We start from the raw sequence: 14,860 nt of genomic DNA, 5'->3' as shown, positions 1-14,860 counted from the left end.
CAAGAAGAGGAGAACGAAAATGACATTCCACCTGAAATCGATCACCGCACACAAAGCCCGGGCGGGCCTTGCCGCGCTGGCGCTCGCGCTGTCGTCGACGGTCGCTCTTGCCGCCGACAAGCTGCAATATTTCACCTGGTCGGGCTATGAGCTGCCCGACTTCAACAAGAGCTTCCTTGCCGCGCATCCCGACGGTGTCGAGGCGACGATCTTCGGCGATGACGACGACGCCTTCACCAAGGTCAAGGCCGGCTTCCGCCCCGACATCGCTCACCCCTGCTACGACAAGGTGGCGCGCTGGAACAAGGAAGGCCTGCTTCAGCCGATCGACACCAAGCGCATCAAGAACTGGGATTCGATCTTCCCGGTGTTCAAGAACTTGCCCGACCTGCAGGCCGGGGACGGCAAGGTCTGGATGGTGCCGTGGGACTGGGGCAACACCTCGATCCTCTACCGCACCGATCTGGTGAAGAACCCCGAGGCGAGCTGGAACCTTCTGTGGGACAAGCAATATGCCGGCCGCATGGCGACCATCGACGCCGTGCACGACACGCCGATCGTCGCCGCCCTCCTGGTGGGCGTGAACCCTTTCGACATGACGCCGGACCAGATGGACAAGGTGGCCGAAAAGCTGCGCGAGCAGCGGCCGCTGCTGTCGAGCTACACCACCGACATGACCTCGGTCGAGCAGGCTCTGGCGAGCGGCCAGCTGGTCGCCGCCATGACCTGGAATGCGTCGGCAACTTCGCTCAAGAAGCAGGGCGTTCCGGTCGAGTTCATGAAGCCGAAGGAAGGTATGCTGACCTGGGCCTGCGGCTTCGTCATGCTGAAGGAGGCCAAGAACGTCGATCTCGCCTATGACTTCATCAACAGCCGGCTCGACGCCGACTCGGGCAAGTTCCTGATCCAGTCCTACGGCTATGGCAGCTCGCTCTCGACCGCCTTCGCCGGCGTGTCGAAGGAGGAACTCGACAAGCTGCAACTGCCAGCGGACCCGGACGTGATGCTGAAGAGCACCATCTTCACCGGTCCGATGAAGCAGAATGACGATGTGGCCAAGATGTTCGAGAAGGTGAAGGCCGGGGGTTGAGCGATTAATTGCCGAAGTTTTGCGCTGCCCCTCACCTGCCTGCCGGCATCCTCTCCCCGTATAGTGACGGGGAGAGGGGCGCTGTCGCCGGCGGTTTCGCCAATCACCTCGTCGCAGGACTGGCGCCAGCGTTGCGGCCAGTTCCTTCTCCCCGTCACTATACGGGGAGAAGGAACTGGCAGGGCGATGAGGGGCAGTGCCAGCGTCCGGCAGGATAAGAAACTTAATAATGAGGCCGGCTTGGTCAATTGCCGGCCTAATTGACTGCAACGAGGACCATTGCATGGACATTCTCGACGAAGCGGCGGCGAAGCCGAAAGACGATGCCGATATCCGCGTCGGCCGGCGCGTCCGGGCGCTCAGACTCGAGCGCAAGCTGTCGCTGGCCGAACTCGCGGCCAAGGCCGGCATCTCCATCGGCGCGCTCAGCCAGATCGAGCGCGGCATGTCCTCGCTGCGCGTCAAGGTGATCTGGCCGCTCGCCGCCGCGCTCGACATCGAACCGTCGGCGCTGATCGCCGACGGCAACGAAGCGGTCAACGACCTCTATTGCGTGCGCGCCGACAAGCGGCGCGCGATCCCGGTGAAGTCCGAAGGCATCGCCAAGGCGCTGCTGTCGCCGCCTGCCGCGACGCTCACCGGCATGCTGGTCACGGTCGAGGCCGGCGGCGGCACGGCGGAAGCCTATGCCCATGCCGGCCATGAATTCGGCTTCGTGATGACGGGCGAGGTCGAACTGGTGGTGGGCGCCACGACCTATGTGCTGAAAGCCGGCGACAGTTTTGCCTTCAAGAGCACGCTGCTGCACGCCTTCCGCAATCCTGGCGCCGAGCGCTGCCAGATCCTGTGGGTCAACACGACAAAACCGTCAGAGGTGCGCGATGGCGCCTGATGCCTCAGAGCAATTCCAGGAAAAGTGTGAAGCGGTTTTCCGTCCGGAATTGCGAGAACCATTGGTTCGGCTGCAGAAAGTCTCGAAAGTCTTTCCGGGTGGCGTGGTCGGCCTCGATGCCGTCGATCTGGATATCGCCAGCGGTGAGTTCCTGACCTTGCTCGGTCCATCCGGCTGCGGCAAGACGACGAGCCTGCGCGTCATCGCCGGCTTCGAAAGTCCAACCAGCGGCAATGTCCTGCTCGATGGCCGCGACATCACCGGGCTGCGGCCCTTCGATCGCCCGGTCAACACCGTCTTCCAGGACTATGCCTTGTTCCCGCATATGGACGTCGCGGCCAATGTCGGCTTCGGCCTGTCGCTGCGCAAACTCACCGGCGCCGAGCAGGCAAAGCGGGTCCGCGAGGCGCTCGACATGGTCGGCCTCGCCGACAAGCTGCGTGCCCGTGTGTCCGAGCTTTCCGGCGGCCAGCGCCAACGCGTCGCTTTGGCCCGCGCCATCGTCTGCGAGCCGCGCGTGCTGCTGCTCGACGAGCCGCTGTCGGCGCTCGACGCGCATCTGCGCGAGCAGATGCAGGTCGAATTGAAGCGGCTGCAGTCGCGGCTCGGCACCACCTTCGTCATGGTCACCCACGATCAGACCGAGGCGTTGTCGATTTCGGACCGCATCGTCGTCATGAACAAGGGCCGCATCGAGCAGACTGCTGCGCCGGCGACGCTCTACGACCGGCCGGCGACGCGCTTCGTTGCTTCCTTCATCGGCACGATGAATTTGCTGCAGTCACGCTTCCTCGGTCGCGACGGCGAGCGGCTGCGCTTCGCCGCAGGTGAGTTGCCGCTGGAGGCTACATCCGACAGCGGCGAGACGCCGGCTGCCGGCGACACGCGCACCATCGGCGTGCGGCCGGAGGATCTTCTGGCTGCCGGTGAAGCCGCCGAGGGAACCGCGCCGGCACGGGTCAGCGGCGTCGTCTTCCATGGCCGCACGCTGCGCCTGCATGCCGAACTGGATGAGGGGACCGCGATCGTCATCGATGCCCCGCGCCGTGCCGGCGGTTCACAATTCAGCGTCGGCGACGTGGCGCATGTCAGCCTGCGGCGCGGCGCCAACTGTCCCATGCTTTCCAACTGATGCGATAGCGTTGGTTCAAGACGCCTTGGCGAAGAATCCCTGATAATCGGACTTGGCCTGCAGCAGGCGCAGGATGTTCTCGCGCGAGCCGCGCACGTGCGAACGGGCGCGCTCGCCGGCCAGCGTGACATCGCCGGCGCAGATCGCGTCGACGATGCCGGCATGTTCCTCGCGGGTGAGCTTCCATTCGTCCAGCCACAGAAGCTCGGTCCAGACATATTGCTGGCATTTGTCGAGGATGCCGCAAAGCATGCCGTGCAGCATCTCGTTGCCGCTGATCTCCGCGATCACCCGGTGCAGGTCGATGCCGACCTGCAACTCCTCGAATTTCTCCCTGGTGCTGCGATCCGGGATCGCCGCCAGCCGCTCGCATTCGGCGAGCATGTCGCGCAGTTTCGCCTTGTCGGCGGCGGTCGCGTTGGCTGCCGCCAGTTCGGTTGCGCGCCCGTCGAGCAATTCGCGGATGTCGAAAGCCTCGCGGAACATGGTGAGATTGAACTCTGCCACCACATAGCCCTGGCGCGGCCGCCCTATCACCAGCCCGTCGCGCTCCAGACGGTTGAAGGCCTCGCGCACCGGCGTGCGGCTCACCTTCAGGCGCTCGGCGATCTCATTTTCCGTCACGCGGCCGCCCGGCGGGATCTGGCCGGTGATGATCAACGCCTTCAGCGCCTCGAACACCGAGTCGCGCAGCGTGTTCTTTCTCTCCTTCAAGCGTTCCGTCTCCAACGTTGCGTCACGGATTCGCGAGCTTAGTTCGTTTTAGGGCAGGCTTGAACAGGAGCATCTCGCCGGAGGCAATTGCTGCCCGCGGAACGGTCGTCCTCTACCGCAACCAAAAAACGCGAAAACCCGAGTTGACATCGGCCTCCGAAAAAATACACTCAAAATTGTATACAAATTCGCATACCAAATCAACGATAACGGGAACACCGGTTGGAGAAGCGAAAATGACGAAGAGACTTTGTATTCACGGCATGGCCGTCGCCGGCCTGCTGGCCATAGTCGCCGTTCCGGCCTCGGCCGCCGACACCATCACCGTCGCCTCATGGGGCGGCACCTATCAGGAAGCGCAGACCAAGGCCTTCTTCGATCCGACGGCCAAGGAACTCGGCATCACTATCAAGCAGGACACCACCAACGGCCTCGACGACGTGCGCCTGCAGGTCACCGGCAATGCCGTCAAATGGGACATCACCGAGCTTGGCGCCGACGAATGCGCGCGCGGCTCCAAGGAAGGTCTGTTCGAAAAACTCGACTACAACGTCATCGACAAGAGCGGCATCAACCCGAAGCTTGTCCACGACGACTGGGTCGGCATCTCCTACACCTCGGTGGTGCTGATCTATCGCACCGATGTCTTCGGCGACAAAGGCCCGAAGACCTGGGCCGATTTCTGGGACGTCGAAAAATTTCCCGGCCGCCGCGCGCTTTCCGGCAGCCAGTCGACCGAAACGCTGAGCGTTGCGGCACTCGCCAAGGGCATTCCGATCGACAAGGTCTATCCCGTCGACATCGACGGCGCGCTGCAGTCGGTGGACAAGATCCGCGGCCACATCGATGCCTGGTGGACATCCGGCGCGCAGGCCATGCAGCTCGTCAAGGACGGCGAGGTCGACATGGCCAGCATCTGGAACGGCCGCGCCGGCACCTTGAAGAAGGAAGGCGCGCCCGTGAGCTTCTCCTTCGACCAGGGCGTGCTCACCGCCGACTGCATGGTCATCCCGAAGGGCTCGAAGAACAAGGACATCGCGATGAAGGCGCTGGCCAAGTTCGTCAGCCCCGAGTTGCAGGCCAATTTGCCGCTCTATGTCGACAATGGCCCCGCCAACGAGAAGGCCTTCGAGACCGGCAAGATCCCGCCGGAGCGCATCAAGGACATCAATTCCGCGCCCGAGAACGTCAAGAAGCAGGTGCTGCAGGATCCAGCCTTCTGGCGCGACACCCTCGTCGAGGCGACCGAGAAGTTCAACAACCTGATCCAGCAATAGCGATCCTGTTGGAGCGGCGTCGGCGAGACGCCGCTCCGCATCGTTTCGCGAAAAATGATCCGGAGTTGAAGGAGATGCTCTTGTCTCTCGCGCAGACCGCGCTTCCCATCGGTATCAGCGGTATCGAGAAGCGCTTCGGCGGCGTGTCCGTGCTGCATGACCTCGGCCTCGATGTCGCCGCCGGCGAATTCCTGACGCTGCTCGGGCCGTCCGGCTCGGGAAAGACGACGCTGCTGATGATCCTGGCCGGCTTCGTGCGGGCCAACGCCGGCTCCATCATGGTCGGCGGCGAGGAGATCATCACCATGCCGCCGCACAAGCGCAACATCGGCATGGTGTTCCAGAACTATGCGCTGTTCCCGCATATGAACGTCTTCCACAACATCGCCTTTCCGCTGAAGCAGCGCCGCGTGTCGACGGCCGAAACGGCCGAGCGTGTCGAGAGGGCGCTGGACCTCGTGCAACTCAAAGGCCTCGGCGAGCGCCGCGTCGACCAGCTCTCCGGCGGCCAGCGCCAGCGTGTGGCCTTGGCCCGCGCCATTGTCTTCGAGCCGCGCATCGTGCTGATGGATGAGCCGCTGTCGGCGCTCGACAAGAGCCTGCGCGAGCATATGCAGATCGAGCTGCGCAACCTGCACCGAAGGCTCGGCATGACGACGGTCTACGTCACGCACGACCAGCGCGAGGCGATCACCATGTCGGACCGCGTCGCCGTCATGAATGCCGGGAGCATCGAGCAGATCGACCAGCCCGAAGCCCTTTACGCGAAGCCGAAGACCAAATTTGTCGCCGGCTTCATCGGCGAATCCAGCTTCATTCCGGTCGAATGCCGCAATGGCGGCGTCTGGCATGAAGGCAGCAAGCTGCGCATGAAGGATCCAATGCCGTCCTCGGGCCGGCACCTTATGGTGGTGCGGCCGGAAAAGCTGCGCGTGATCGCTGGCGAACCCGCAGGCGACGTCAATGCGCTGCCGGCAATTGTCGGCGATGTCATCTACCAGGGCGACAGCTTCGTCTGCTACGCGACGCTCAGGGATGGGCGACAGGTGACGTTGCGCGACTATTGCCGTTCCGACGTGCTGGCGAAACTGCCGGCGCCGGGCGAGCCGATAACGCTCGGCATCGACGCCCAGGACGTCGTTCTGGTGGCAGACCAATGAGCCTCGCATCCGCCGGTTTCGATCATGTCGGCAGGTCTGATCGCGCGCTCAATGCCGATGCGCTCAACGCCGACGCGCGACGGGAGGCGCGTGGCCTGCTCGCGCTTCTGTCGCCCGGGCTGCTTCTGGTCTTCGCCGTCATCATCGTGCCGATCGGCTGGCTGTTCTGGCTGTCGCTGTTCGACGAGGCCGGCCAACTCAGCGCCGCCAATTACGCGCGCTTTTTCGAGCAGACCTCCTACATCAAGACCTTCGTCACCACCTTCAAGGTGGCCTTCGTCGTTACCGGCGCCTGCGTGCTGTTCGGTTATCCGCTGGCCTATATGCTGTCGCAGCTGCCGCGCCACGCCGCCGGGGTCTGCCTGGTCTTCGTCATCCTGCCGTTCTGGACCTCGGTGCTTGTGCGCACCTATGCCTGGCTGGTCATCCTGCAGCGCAAGGGCCTGGTCAACAGCTGGCTGATCGACCTCGGCGTCATCGGCCAGCCGCTGCCGCTCGCCAACAATTTCGCCGGCGTGGTCATCGGCATGACCCACATCATGCTGCCCTTCCTGGTCCTGCCGCTCTACGCGTCGATGAAGAGCATCGACACCGACTGCCTGCGCGCCGGCATGAATCTCGGCGCCAGCCCGGCCGCCACTTTCCGGCAGATTTTCCTGCCGCTGTCGCTGCCCGGTCTCGCCTCGGGCGTGGTCATCGTCTTCGTGCTGTGCCTCGGCTTCTTCGTCACCCCGGCGCTGATGGGCGGCGGCAAGGTGATCATGTGGGCGATGCGCATGGAGCAGACCGCCAGCCTCTATTCCAACTGGGGCGCGGGCGCCGCGCTCGGCGTCGTGCTGCTTGGCGTCACGCTGGCGCTGCTCGGCCTCTTCCAGTGGCTGCTCGGCGCCCGCGCCACCGGGGTCTGGAGCCAGCGATGAGCATGGAAAACGCCCTGCCCATCTCGCATCGGCAACGCCTGTGGCTCTACGCGCTCGGCGGGCTTGTCATGCTGTTCCTGATCGCGCCGTCGGTGATCATCGTCATCATGTCCTTCTCCGGTTCGACGCTCTTGCAGTTCCCGCCGCAGGAATGGTCGCTGCGCTGGTATGAGAGCTATTTCGGCTCCGTCGAATGGCGCGACGCCACCATTGTGTCGGTCAAAGTGGCGGTGATGACGGCGGTCGTCTCAACCCTGCTCGGCACCGCCGCGGCCTACGCCATCAGCGCCCGCACGCTGCGGCTGACCGGCGCGATCAACGCGCTGCTCACCGCCTCGCTGATCATCCCGGTCATCCTGATCGGCATCGGCACTTTCTTTCTCTATGCCCGCATCGGCCTCAACAACACGCTGACCGGCCTCGTCATCGCGCACACGGTGCAGGCGCTGCCGCTGGTCGTGCTGACCGTGCTCTCGGGCTTGCGGTCCTATGACATGAACCAGGAGATGGTCGCGCGCAGCCTCGGCGCCGGCCGCTTCTCCGCCTTCTTCCAGGTGACGATGCCGCAAATAAGATTCTCCATCGTCTCGGGCGCGCTGTTCGCCTTCATCACCTCCTTCGACGAGGTGGTGGTGTCGCTGTTCATCTCCGGCGGCGAGACCACGACGCTGACGCGCCGCATGTTCAATGCGCTGCGCGACCAGATCGATCCGACGATCGCCGCCATTTCGACTTGCCTGATCGTGCTATCGATCGTCTTGTTGTCCGCTGCCCAACTTTTCGGCCGCGGACGTTGATTCAGGGATACCCAGAACCGCATGCGTGACTTCCAGTTTCCCGGCCGCTCGCCAGTCCGCGCCACCGAGGCCATGGCCGCGACCTCGCATCCGTTGGCGACGCTTGCCGCGATCGACATGCTGCGCTCCGGCGGCAACGCGATGGACGCCGCGGTCTGCGCGGCCGCGGTGCAGGCCGTGGTCGAACCGCAATCGACCGGCATCGGCGGCGACTGCTTTGTCCTCTATTGCCCGAAGGGCGACGGCAACGTGCTGGCCTTCAACGGCTCGGGCCGGGCACCCGGGGCCGCGACGGTCGACTGGTACCGGGACAAGGGATTCAGCGAACTGCCGAAACAAGGCCCGCACGCGGTCACCGTTCCCGGCGCCATCGACGCCTGGTGCCGCTTGTTGGAGGATCACGGCCGCAAGGGTTTGGCCGACGCGCTCGCTCCGGCCATTCGTTACGCGGAAGAAGGCTATGTCGTGCACGACCGCGTCGCCTTCGACTGGGAGGATCCCGAGACCGACCTGTCGGCCGACGAGGTCGCGACGCGCATCTTCCTGCCGGGCGGCAAGCCGCCGAAGGCGGGTGACGTCCATCGCCAGCCGGAGCTGGCTGAGACGCTGCGCGTCATCGCAAGGAAAGGCCGCGCCGGTTTCTACGAGGGTGCGGTCGCGGACGATCTGGTCGGGCGGCTTCGCGTGCTCGGCGGCCTGCATACACTCGACGATTTCGCCGCCACCAAGGGCGATTACCGGACCCCGGTCAGCACCTCCTATCGCGGTTACGATATCCACCAGATGCCGCCGAACAACCAGGGCCTCACCGCGCTTCTGATGCTGAACCTGCTCTCGGGCTTCGAGCTGGGCAAGCTCGATCCGGACGGCGCCGCGCGCCTGCACCTCGAGATCGAGGCGGGCCGGCTCGCCTACCAGGACCGCGATGCGTTTTTCGCCGATCAGGATCATGTCGACGTGCCGGTCAAGGCGCTGCTTTCCGGCGCCTATGCCGATCGCCTGCGCGCCGCGATCGATCCCGAGCGCGCCATGACCGATCTGCCGCGTCTCGACCTGCCGGGCAGCGACACGGTCTATATCAGCGTCGTCGACCGCGACCGCAATGCGGTCAGCTTCATCAACTCGACCTATTATTCCTTCGGCAGCGGCGTCGTCGGCCCGAAGACCGGCGTCGTGCTGCAGAACCGCGGTTCCAGCTTCCGCCTCGATCCGAAGCACCCGAACGCAATCGCGCCGGGCAAGCGGCCGATGCACACGATCATGCCGGGCATGATGACGAGGAACGGCCGCGCCATGATGCCCTTCGGCGTGATGGGCGGCGGCTATCAGCCCTTCGGCCATGTCCATGTGCTGACAAACATGATCGACTTCGGCATGGACCCGCAGCAGGCGATCGATGCCGCGCGGGTGTTCTACAACCACGACGTCGTCGAGGCCGAGCGAAGCGTGCGCACCGAGACGATCGAAGGCCTCCGCCGGCTTGGTCACAAGGTGGTCGAGCCCGGTCATCCGCTGGGCGGCGGGCAGGCGGTGCTGATCGATTGGGAAAAGGGCACGCTGACCGGCGCGTCCGATCCGCGCAAGGACGGCCTGGCGCTCGGATATTGAGCAGCGCTGGACATCGGCCGATCGTTCGAAACATAGTCTGGAACCATGACAAACAGCGAAAACGCCACCGATCTCGCCCATCGCCTTGCGCCTGGCGCCGACGACGCGCCGGCCATCGCCGCGCCCGAACGGACGGCCCTTTCGCATGGCGGACTGCGCCGCCTGATCGGCGATACCGTGGCGGGGCTCAACGCGCTGGGCATCGGCCGCGGCGACCGTGTCGCCATCGTGCTGCCGAACGGTCCGGAAATGGCGACGGCTTTCATCGCCGTTGCTGCGGCCGCGTCCACCGCGCCGCTCAATCCGGCCTACCGCGCCGACGAGCTCGATTTCTATCTGAGCGACATCGGCGTCAAGGCGATCCTCGTCGGCAGGGACGAGCAGGGCCCTTCGGTCGAAGTCGCCGGGCGCCTCGGCATCCCGGTGCTGCGGCTGGCGGCGCCGCAAGGCGCGCCGTCCGGCGTGTTCACGATCGAGGGCGATCCCGCCGGGCCGCCGGTCGCCTCGGGCCTGGCCGCCGACGGCGATGTCGCGCTCCTTCTGCATACCTCCGGCACCACGTCGCGTCCGAAACTGGTGCCGCTCAGCCACGCCAATCTCGCGGCGTCGGCAACGCATATCGGCGCGACGCTCGGCCTGACGCCAGCCGACCGCTGCCTCAACATCATGCCGTTGTTTCACATCCATGGCCTGATCGCCGCGGTGCTTTCCTCGCTCGCCGCCGGCGGCAGCGTTTTCTGCACGCCGGGTTTCAACGCGCTGCGTTTCTTCCAGTGGCTCTCCGAAGCCAAGCCCAGCTGGTACACCGCCGTGCCCACCATGCACCAGGCGATCCTGCCGCGCGCCGCCCGCAACCCCGAGCAACTCGCCGAGGCGAAGCTGCGCTTCATCCGCTCGTCGTCGGCTTCGCTCCCGGCGCAAGTGATGGCCGAGCTCGAATCCACCTTCGGCTGCCCGGTGGTCGAGGCCTACGGCATGACCGAGGCCGCGCACCAGATGGCGTCCAACCGCCTGCCGCCCGGACTGCGCAAGCCCGGCAGCGTCGGCGCGTCGGCGGGACCGGAAATCGCCGTCATGGCGCAGGACGGGCGGCTGCTCAAACCCGGCGAGATCGGCGAGATCGTCATTCGCGGCCCCAACGTCACCGCCGGCTATGAGAAGAACCCGGACGCCAACGCCAGCGCCTTCGCTCATGGCTGGTTCCACACCGGCGACCAGGGCGTGCTCGACGAGGACAGCTACCTGCGCGTCACCGGCCGGCTGAAGGAAATCATCAATCGCGGTGGCGAAAAGATTTCGCCGCTCGAGGTCGACGAAGTGCTGATGGACCATCCGGCGGTGGCGCAGGTCGTCACCTTCGCCATGCCGCATGACAAGCTGGGTGAAGAGGTAGCATCCGCTGTCGTGCTTCGCGAAGGCCAGAGCGCCAGCGAGGCAGACATTCGCGGCTTTGCCTCGACGCGGCTCGCCGATTTCAAGGTGCCGCGCAAGGTGCTGATCCTCGACGAGATCCCGAAGGGCGCGACCGGCAAGCTGCAGCGCATTGGGCTGGCGGCCAAGCTCGGTCTCGGCTGATGCGCATCACTGTCTTCGGCGCCGGCGCCATCGGTGGCTATCTCGCCGCGAAGCTCGCGATCGCCGGCTCGGTCGATCTGTCGATCGTGGCGCGCGGCGCGCATCTGGAGGCGATCGAGGCCAACGGCCTTCGCCTGATCGAGGACGGCAAGGAAACGGTGGCGCGGGTCAGGGCGGCGGCACGTGCCGAGGAACTCGGCGTGCAGGACTATGTCGTGCTGGCGCTGAAGGCGCATTCGCTGGCGCCGGCGCTCGATCAGATCGCGCGGCTGCTGGGCGAGGGGACAGCCGTCGTCACCATGCAGAACGGCGTGCCCTGGTGGTATTTCCACAAGGCCGGCGGCGCGCTCGAAGGCTCGCGGCTCGACGCGGTCGATCCTGGCGGTGCGATCTGGGATCGCATCGGGCCGGAGCGGGTCATCGGCTCGGTCGTCTATCCCGCCGTCGAGGTCGACGCGCCCGGCCTGATCCGCCATGTCGAGGGCGCGCGCTTTTCGCTGGGCGAACCGTCGGGCGAGAAGAGCGAGCGAGCCACCGCGCTTGCCCGCGAAATGGTCAAGGCCGGGCTGCAGGCGCCGGTGCGCGAGGACATCCGCTCGGAGATTTGGGTGAAGCTTTGGGGCAATCTTTCCTTCAACCCGATCTCGGCGCTGACCGGCAGCACGCTTGCGGCCATCGTTGCAGACGAATCCACCCGCGCCGTCGCCCGCGCCATGATGCTGGAGGCGCAGGCGATCGGCGAGAGCCTCGGCGTGCGTTTCCTCATCCCCGTCGACCGGCGCATCAAGGGCGCAGGCGATGTCGGCGAGCACAAGACCTCGATGCTGCAGGATCTCGAACGCGGCCGCCCGATGGAGATCGACGCGCTGGTTACCGCCGTGCAGGAGCTCGGGCGCCTGACCGGCCAGCCGACGCCGACCATCGACACCGTGCTGGCGCTGGTACGGCGGCTGGCGATCGAGCGCGGGTGTTATTCTCCCTTGTAGGTTGTTCCTGATTTGTTCTAATCTGATCCTTTGGACGATATCCGAAAGGGATCAGCCATGAACGAACAACCGTGGTTCGGGATCGGCAGGAATGGGCAGGCTTTTTTTCGTTGGGACGAGCCCAGTCAGGAGCCCAACGACCGACTGTTCTTCGCCATCCTTCTCGAAGAGATGATTGCTCGTATGCTGGCCTCACGAGCCGTGACTTGGCAGCGGGAGTTAGGGCTCGGCGGAAAGCTCATTCGAACCAGGCATCTGCATATTTCGCTTGTCATGCTCGGCGATCACGATGGATTGCCAAGATCTCTGGTCGACGCCGCTTGCTCGGCAGGCTCTCTCGTCCGAGCTCAAGCCTTTGATGTGTCGTTTGACCGTCTGTCGGCCTTTGGTGGCGGCGCTCTCGTTCTGCGCGGCAGTGACGGCGTTCCCGCATTGCAGGCCTTCTGGCGAGCGCTCGCCGCTGTGCTATCCGACAGCCCGTTTAAGCCGCTTGTCGGGAAGTCGATCGAGCCGCACGTCACATTGCTGCGTGACAAAGTGCGTGTTCCGAAAGTCAATGAGCGGCCAATTGAGCCGATTGGTTGGACCGTGCGCGAGTTCGTGCTGATACACAGCTTCCTGCGTCAGGACCGCTATCAGGTCATCAGACGCTGGCAATTGAACGGTCAGGATGACGCGCATGCTGTCATGTGAGCATCTCAAATCGTCTTTAGCGTCAGCGCGCAGGCCTCGCCATGCTGACAGGAATTGTCACCTGCGAAGCGACCGAGCCGTGGCGGGCGAACGATCGATACCTACTTGATGTCTGGTCCAAACCGGGAGGATCCCATGACCACTGCCGAAATTGCCAAGGACTTCACCGAACTCCTCAAGCAGGGCGACAGCCATAGCGCCGCCGCGAAATACAATGCCGACGACATCGTAAGTTACGAAGCCATGGAAGGCCCGATGGCCGTGTGCAACGGCAAGGAAGCCGTCAAGCAGAAGGGCGAGTGGTGGGAAGCGAACCACGAGGTCCATGGCGGCTCGGTCGAGGGTCCCTATGTCAATGGCGACCAGTTCGCCTTGCGCTTCAGCTTCGACATTACGCCCAAATCCACCGGCGAACGTGTCAAAATGGACGAGGTCGGCCTCTACACGGTCAAGAACGGCAAGATCAGCGAAGAGCGTTTTTACTATTGAGGCCGATGCGCTGAGGCTTTTTGCTTCCTTTCGCTCGTAAATTTGAAATCAGGGATGGCGACCGCGCTGATATTCCGGTCGCCATGCCGGCTTCTCAAATCGTCTTCACATACTGAGCCAGTTGGTCGGCCACCGTGCCCCAGCCGTCGAAGAAACCCATCTCCTCGTGGCTGTTGCGCGTCGCCTCGTCGCGGTGGATGGCGATGGCGGTGTAGCGCGTGCCTTTGCCTTCCGGTGTCAGGGTAATGACCGCGGTGATGAACGGCTCGCCCGACGGCCGGTAGCCCGGCAGCAGCGCGTCGGTCCACACCAAGCGTTCGTTCGGCACGATCTCGAGATAGCAGCAATGGCGGTCGCTCACCTCCTTGCCGTCGGGCGACTGGATGCGCGTGCGGAACAGGCCGCCCGGTCTGAAGTCGATCTCGCAATCGGTGATGACCCACGGTTTTGGCGTGAACCACTGCTTGACGTGCTCCGGCGTCGTCCAGGCGCGCCACAGCAATTCGCGTGGCGCATCGAGAAAGCGCTCCAGCGTCAGGTCCAGTTTCGGGTTCGGCTTGAACGGATAGCTCACTTTTCACTCTCCTTGAGGCTCATCACATAGGCGTCGAACTGGTCGAGGCGGCGCTCCCACAGCGCGCGCTGTTCGGCGAGCCAGTTTTCCGCAAGCTTCAGCGGCTCGGGCGAAAGACTGTAGGTTCTGACTCGGCCGGTCTTTTGCGACTGCACCAGCCCGCAGCCCTCCAGCACCTTGAGATGCTCGACGAAGGAGGGCAGGGCCATCTCGAACGGCTCCGCCAGTTCGCTGACCGAGGCCGGGCTTCTGTTCAGCCGCTCCACGACACCCCGGCGCGTCGGATCGGCAAGCGCGCGAAAAATGCCGTCGATGGGCGGCGGGCTCTGGCTGGCGGTATCGAGGCTCATCATTGGCTCTCGGTCCTGGGCGTTGCGAATAATACTTAGGAAAAAACCTTAGTGTTGGCAAGAGCCAAAAACGAGCCGTCGTGAAGCGCTGGCAAAGCTGCTGCTGCGGGCCTAGGATTCGCTCAGATTCGCAAACCCACCGAGGCCTGCCTTGTCCATCACTATGTACGGCATCACCACCTGCGACACGATCAGGAAGGCGCGCGTCTGGCTGGAGAGCCATGACGTGCCGTATCGCTTTCATGACTACCGCGCCGAAGGGATCGAGGCGGAAAGGCTGAACGGCTGGGTCGGCAAGGTCGGCTGGGAAAAGCTGCTCAACAAGGGCAGCACGACGTTCCGTGAGCTGACGGAGGCGGACAAGGCCGGGCTGGACGAGAAGAAGGCGAAGAAGCTGATGCTCGCCAAGCCGACGATGATCAAGCGGCCGGTGCTGGAGGTTGGTGAGCGGATTTTGGTAGGGTTCAAGCCGGAGGTCTATGAGGAGGCGGTTGGCGGAAAGTAGTCGCTAAGAACCCTCCCTCTTACGTCGAGTTCCTTCGCCCCCCTCTCTGTCCTGCCGGACATCTCCCCCTCAAGGGGGAGATCAGCCGTCACGTCGGC

At 64.4% G+C, this 14,860-nt stretch carries 16 protein-coding genes; 13 read left to right on the top strand and 3 right to left on the bottom strand.

Annotated elements, in window-relative coordinates; all coding sequences use genetic code 11:
- Positions 1–19: 19 nt before the first annotated feature.
- The 3 genes from FJ417_RS25440 (at position 20) to FJ417_RS25425 (ending at position 3,114) form a co-directional block, all read left to right on the top strand.
- Positions 20–1,090, top strand: coding sequence for an ABC transporter substrate-binding protein (locus tag FJ417_RS25440; RefSeq protein WP_140785326.1), 1,071 nt, complete (start codon positions 20–22; stop codon positions 1,088–1,090).
- Positions 1,091–1,373: 283 nt separating this feature from the next.
- The gene (locus tag FJ417_RS25430) at positions 1,374–1,982 is read left to right on the top strand and encodes a cupin domain-containing protein (protein ID WP_140785325.1); all 609 of its coding nucleotides are present in this window, start codon (positions 1,374–1,376) and stop codon (positions 1,980–1,982) included.
- A gap of 61 nt (positions 1,983–2,043) precedes the next feature.
- Positions 2,044–3,114 (top strand): ABC transporter ATP-binding protein, encoded by a 1,071-nt coding sequence (locus tag FJ417_RS25425; protein ID WP_246683131.1) that lies wholly within the window; start codon positions 2,044–2,046, stop codon positions 3,112–3,114.
- Positions 3,115–3,129: 15 nt separating this feature from the next.
- Here FJ417_RS25425 and FJ417_RS25420 read toward each other — a convergent pair whose 3' ends face one another.
- On the bottom strand, positions 3,130–3,828 hold the full coding sequence (locus FJ417_RS25420; RefSeq protein WP_181167006.1) for a GntR family transcriptional regulator: 699 nt from the start codon (positions 3,826–3,828) through the stop codon (positions 3,130–3,132).
- A gap of 236 nt (positions 3,829–4,064) precedes the next feature.
- Between FJ417_RS25420 and FJ417_RS25415 the strand changes: the two genes are divergently transcribed.
- The 9 genes from FJ417_RS25415 to FJ417_RS25375 all read left to right on the top strand — a co-directional run bounded on the left by FJ417_RS25415 (position 4,065) and on the right by FJ417_RS25375 (position 13,333).
- Positions 4,065–5,105 carry an ABC transporter substrate-binding protein gene (locus FJ417_RS25415; protein WP_140785323.1) on the top strand — a complete coding sequence of 347 codons (1,041 nt, stop codon included), beginning with the start codon at positions 4,065–4,067 and terminating at the stop codon, positions 5,103–5,105.
- A gap of 80 nt (positions 5,106–5,185) precedes the next feature.
- The gene (locus tag FJ417_RS25410) at positions 5,186–6,265 is read left to right on the top strand and encodes an ABC transporter ATP-binding protein (protein WP_140785322.1); all 1,080 of its coding nucleotides are present in this window, start codon (positions 5,186–5,188) and stop codon (positions 6,263–6,265) included.
- Positions 6,262–7,185, top strand: coding sequence for an ABC transporter permease (locus FJ417_RS25405; protein WP_140785321.1), 924 nt, complete (start codon positions 6,262–6,264; stop codon positions 7,183–7,185). Before FJ417_RS25410 ends, FJ417_RS25405 begins: the two co-directional genes overlap by 4 nt.
- Complete coding sequence (locus tag FJ417_RS25400; RefSeq protein ID WP_140785320.1) at positions 7,182–7,982, top strand: ABC transporter permease; 801 nt, start codon at positions 7,182–7,184, stop codon at positions 7,980–7,982. Before FJ417_RS25405 ends, FJ417_RS25400 begins: the two co-directional genes overlap by 4 nt.
- 21 nt (positions 7,983–8,003) lie before the next feature.
- The gene (gene ggt / locus FJ417_RS25395; protein WP_140785319.1) at positions 8,004–9,590 is read left to right on the top strand and encodes a gamma-glutamyltransferase; all 1,587 of its coding nucleotides are present in this window, start codon (positions 8,004–8,006) and stop codon (positions 9,588–9,590) included.
- Positions 9,591–9,635: 45 nt separating this feature from the next.
- Positions 9,636–11,165 (top strand): acyl--CoA ligase, encoded by a 1,530-nt coding sequence (locus tag FJ417_RS25390; RefSeq protein WP_140645083.1) that lies wholly within the window; start codon positions 9,636–9,638, stop codon positions 11,163–11,165.
- Complete coding sequence (locus tag FJ417_RS25385) at positions 11,165–12,151, top strand: 2-dehydropantoate 2-reductase (protein ID WP_140645082.1); 987 nt, start codon at positions 11,165–11,167, stop codon at positions 12,149–12,151. The genes FJ417_RS25390 and FJ417_RS25385 overlap by 1 nt, the downstream gene beginning before the upstream one ends.
- A gap of 57 nt (positions 12,152–12,208) precedes the next feature.
- Positions 12,209–12,844: a 2'-5' RNA ligase family protein gene (locus FJ417_RS25380; protein WP_140645081.1), complete on the top strand. Its 636-nt coding sequence runs from the start codon at positions 12,209–12,211 to the stop codon at positions 12,842–12,844.
- A gap of 135 nt (positions 12,845–12,979) precedes the next feature.
- Positions 12,980–13,333, top strand: coding sequence for a nuclear transport factor 2 family protein (locus FJ417_RS25375; RefSeq protein ID WP_140645080.1), 354 nt, complete (start codon positions 12,980–12,982; stop codon positions 13,331–13,333).
- 94 nt (positions 13,334–13,427) lie between these two features.
- On the opposite strand, the gene FJ417_RS25370 is transcribed toward FJ417_RS25375, so the two are convergent.
- Positions 13,428–13,907 carry an SRPBCC family protein gene (locus tag FJ417_RS25370; protein WP_140785318.1) on the bottom strand — a complete coding sequence of 160 codons (480 nt, stop codon included), beginning with the start codon at positions 13,905–13,907 and terminating at the stop codon, positions 13,428–13,430.
- The gene (locus tag FJ417_RS25365) at positions 13,904–14,257 is read right to left on the bottom strand and encodes a metalloregulator ArsR/SmtB family transcription factor (RefSeq protein WP_140785317.1); all 354 of its coding nucleotides are present in this window, start codon (positions 14,255–14,257) and stop codon (positions 13,904–13,906) included. The genes FJ417_RS25370 and FJ417_RS25365 overlap by 4 nt, the downstream gene beginning before the upstream one ends.
- A gap of 151 nt (positions 14,258–14,408) precedes the next feature.
- Between FJ417_RS25365 and FJ417_RS25360 the strand changes: the two genes are divergently transcribed.
- The gene (locus FJ417_RS25360; RefSeq protein WP_140785316.1) at positions 14,409–14,762 is read left to right on the top strand and encodes an ArsC family reductase; all 354 of its coding nucleotides are present in this window, start codon (positions 14,409–14,411) and stop codon (positions 14,760–14,762) included.
- Positions 14,763–14,860: the final 98 nt, after the last annotated feature.

Source organism: Mesorhizobium sp. B3-1-7 (assembly GCF_006439385.1).
Lineage (GTDB): Bacteria > Pseudomonadota > Alphaproteobacteria > Rhizobiales > Rhizobiaceae > Mesorhizobium.
The sequence above is the reverse complement of the archived record's forward strand: the minus strand, read 5'-3'. Positions and strand labels throughout refer to the sequence as shown.

Bases quoted from the DNA above. Each gene is read 5' to 3' on its own strand.
- FJ417_RS25440 (WP_140785326.1), top strand. From the start codon at position 20: ATGACATTCCACCTGAAATCGATCACCGCACACAAAGCCCGGGCGGGC.
- FJ417_RS25430 (WP_140785325.1), top strand. From the start codon at position 1,374: ATGGACATTCTCGACGAAGCGGCGGCGAAGCCGAAAGACGATGCCGAT.
- FJ417_RS25415 (WP_140785323.1), top strand. From the start codon at position 4,065: ATGACGAAGAGACTTTGTATTCACGGCATGGCCGTCGCCGGCCTGCTG.
- FJ417_RS25405 (WP_140785321.1), top strand. From the start codon at position 6,262: ATGAGCCTCGCATCCGCCGGTTTCGATCATGTCGGCAGGTCTGATCGC.
- FJ417_RS25400 (WP_140785320.1), top strand. From the start codon at position 7,182: ATGAGCATGGAAAACGCCCTGCCCATCTCGCATCGGCAACGCCTGTGG.
- ggt (WP_140785319.1), top strand. From the start codon at position 8,004: ATGCGTGACTTCCAGTTTCCCGGCCGCTCGCCAGTCCGCGCCACCGAG.
- FJ417_RS25390 (WP_140645083.1), top strand. From the start codon at position 9,636: ATGACAAACAGCGAAAACGCCACCGATCTCGCCCATCGCCTTGCGCCT.
- FJ417_RS25385 (WP_140645082.1), top strand. From the start codon at position 11,165: ATGCGCATCACTGTCTTCGGCGCCGGCGCCATCGGTGGCTATCTCGCC.
- FJ417_RS25380 (WP_140645081.1), top strand. From the start codon at position 12,209: ATGAACGAACAACCGTGGTTCGGGATCGGCAGGAATGGGCAGGCTTTT.
- FJ417_RS25375 (WP_140645080.1), top strand. From the start codon at position 12,980: ATGACCACTGCCGAAATTGCCAAGGACTTCACCGAACTCCTCAAGCAG.
- FJ417_RS25365 (WP_140785317.1), bottom strand. From the start codon at position 14,257: ATGAGCCTCGATACCGCCAGCCAGAGCCCGCCGCCCATCGACGGCATT.